Source organism: Clostridium lacusfryxellense (genome assembly GCF_018861735.1).
GTDB classification, from domain to species: Bacteria; Bacillota; Clostridia; order Clostridiales; family Clostridiaceae; genus Clostridium_AD; species Clostridium_AD lacusfryxellense.
The window spans coordinates 1-1891 of the sequence record NZ_JAHLEB010000127.1; the positions used below are offsets into that span (position 1 = coordinate 1).

The following is a 1891-nucleotide window of genomic DNA, read 5'->3' on the forward strand; positions in this document are numbered from 1 at the left end:
TGCAATTATTTGATTTGATACATCAATACAATACCTACCATCTTCCATCATCTTAATTATTCCATCAATTTGCCCTCTTGATGTTTTGAGTGATTGAATTGCTTGCAGTTGATCTTTATTCATTTAAACATCTCCTTACTCCCCCCCCTACAGGGGGTGGTATATGTTTATATTATACACCTTAAAGTATATAATATAAACATAATATAATAAGTTATCTTAATTATAATACCTAATTATTATGTGGTTTGATGAAGAAGAGTATACTATTTAACCTCAAGTGTTTTCTTATCCTCATTGGTATTGTCACAACAACTTCCTTTTTTGCTACCACGCATCATCATTGGAATCATGAAGATCATCATTACTGGGCATATAAATGGCAATATCCTCAGAACTACGCTACCTATACTCGGACTAGCCTTTATTATAAGTGGCAAAGAAAACAGAATAGTTATAGGTAAGCCACAACAAATAGCCATATGAAGCATGTGCTTTAGTGGACTATGTTTACCATTGCTTTGCTTACCTTTTTTATCCTCATTATAATTCATATTTAACCCTCCAAGATGCTTTCTATAATTCAGAAAACAATCATACTTTAATTACATTATATGTTACGTATATGAAGACTATATGAAGAACCTAAAGACATAATAATTAATTATTACTATAGATGGCTTAAAAATAATTCTAGAATTAAATATTTATGGCTTTAGTTTATAACTTTAAAATTCAAGCTCAAGACTATGAGATATGTCTAGAGCTTGAATTATGTCTACTGATTATGGATCTATATAATTAAGTGCTCCCTCAGCGATTGCTTTAGCAAGTTTTTCTTGATAATAAGAGTTATTGAGCAACATTTCATCGTTCTTGTTACTGATATATCCTAGTTCTAGCAATACGGTAGTTGCTTTAACATTCCTAAATATTGAAAAAGTTTCTCCTCTTAATCCTCTATCAACGAATCCCACATCTTTAAGAATTTGATTATGGATTAGTTGGGCAACTTCTTTACCTTTTAAACTTTCATTACTATAAAATGTCTCAGTACCTTTGACGTTTTCCTGTTTAAAACTATTGAGATGTATACTTATAAAAAGGTCTGCGTCGCGGTTATTTGATATATCTGCCCGAGCTGCTAAGTCTTGCTTTACATTTGCCGGCCAGGCTACATCGTCACTTTTACGAGTATAAACTACATCAATATTGTTCTCCTTTAAAATAACACCAACCTTCAACGCTATAGCTAAAGTAATATCTTTTTCCATGATTCCTTTTGAACCGATTGAGCCAGGGTCATAACCTCCGTGACCTGCATCTAAAACTAGAATTTTCTTTGGTGATTCTGGGTAACTTATGGTTGTTTTAAGGCTAACTAAATCATTATCTGACTTCTGCTGGGCAAGCAAATCTTTAAATTCAGTTAAATTATAAAATGTAAAAATAATTAAGGTGGCTAAAATTGCATGTAGAAATTTATTTTTATTACGTATCATGGTATTCTCCTAAGTTCATGTAAAATTTTTATGTTAAAAATAATTTACTTAAATTAAATTAACAAAATGTTAAGAAGAAAAAGTGAAGAGTCGAAATATTTATCACAATATATAAATTATGTATTTTTTATTTTACTCTTCTGGCAGTAACATAATCTTTTCTTCCCATTGGTGAGATTTTAATCACATCTCCTGTATGAGGAGCATGTATATAATTATTATCCCCAACGTAGATACCCATGTGATGAGGATTTGCAAAGGTTCCAAAGAACACCAAGTCGCCAGCTTGAAGGTTGTCTCTAGATACTTGTACACCGTCTTTTATTTGATGAAAGGTGGCTCTTCCTACCGATATCCCAAAATGCGCATATACGTATTGTGTAAATCCT

Annotated in this window: 4 protein-coding genes; all 4 read right to left on the reverse strand. The window is 31.6% G+C overall.

Translation table 11 applies throughout. The features are described 5' to 3' along the window. The coding region (locus tag KPL55_RS25510; RefSeq protein WP_216309559.1) for a metal-sensing transcriptional repressor at window positions 1-123 on the reverse strand (123 nt) is incomplete at its 3' end. A gap of 143 nt (window positions 124-266) precedes the next feature. Further along, complete coding sequence (locus KPL55_RS25515; RefSeq protein ID WP_216309556.1) at window positions 267-554, reverse strand: hypothetical protein; 288 nt, start codon at window positions 552-554, stop codon at window positions 267-269. A 231-nt stretch (window positions 555-785) separates the two neighbouring features. Continuing rightward, window positions 786-1502 carry an N-acetylmuramoyl-L-alanine amidase family protein gene (locus KPL55_RS25520; protein ID WP_216309557.1) on the reverse strand — a complete coding sequence of 239 codons (717 nt, stop codon included), beginning with the start codon at window positions 1500-1502 and terminating at the stop codon, window positions 786-788. Between the two features lie 127 nt (window positions 1503-1629). Further along, the coding region (locus KPL55_RS25525; RefSeq protein ID WP_216309558.1) for a C40 family peptidase at window positions 1630-1891 on the reverse strand (262 nt) is incomplete at its 5' end.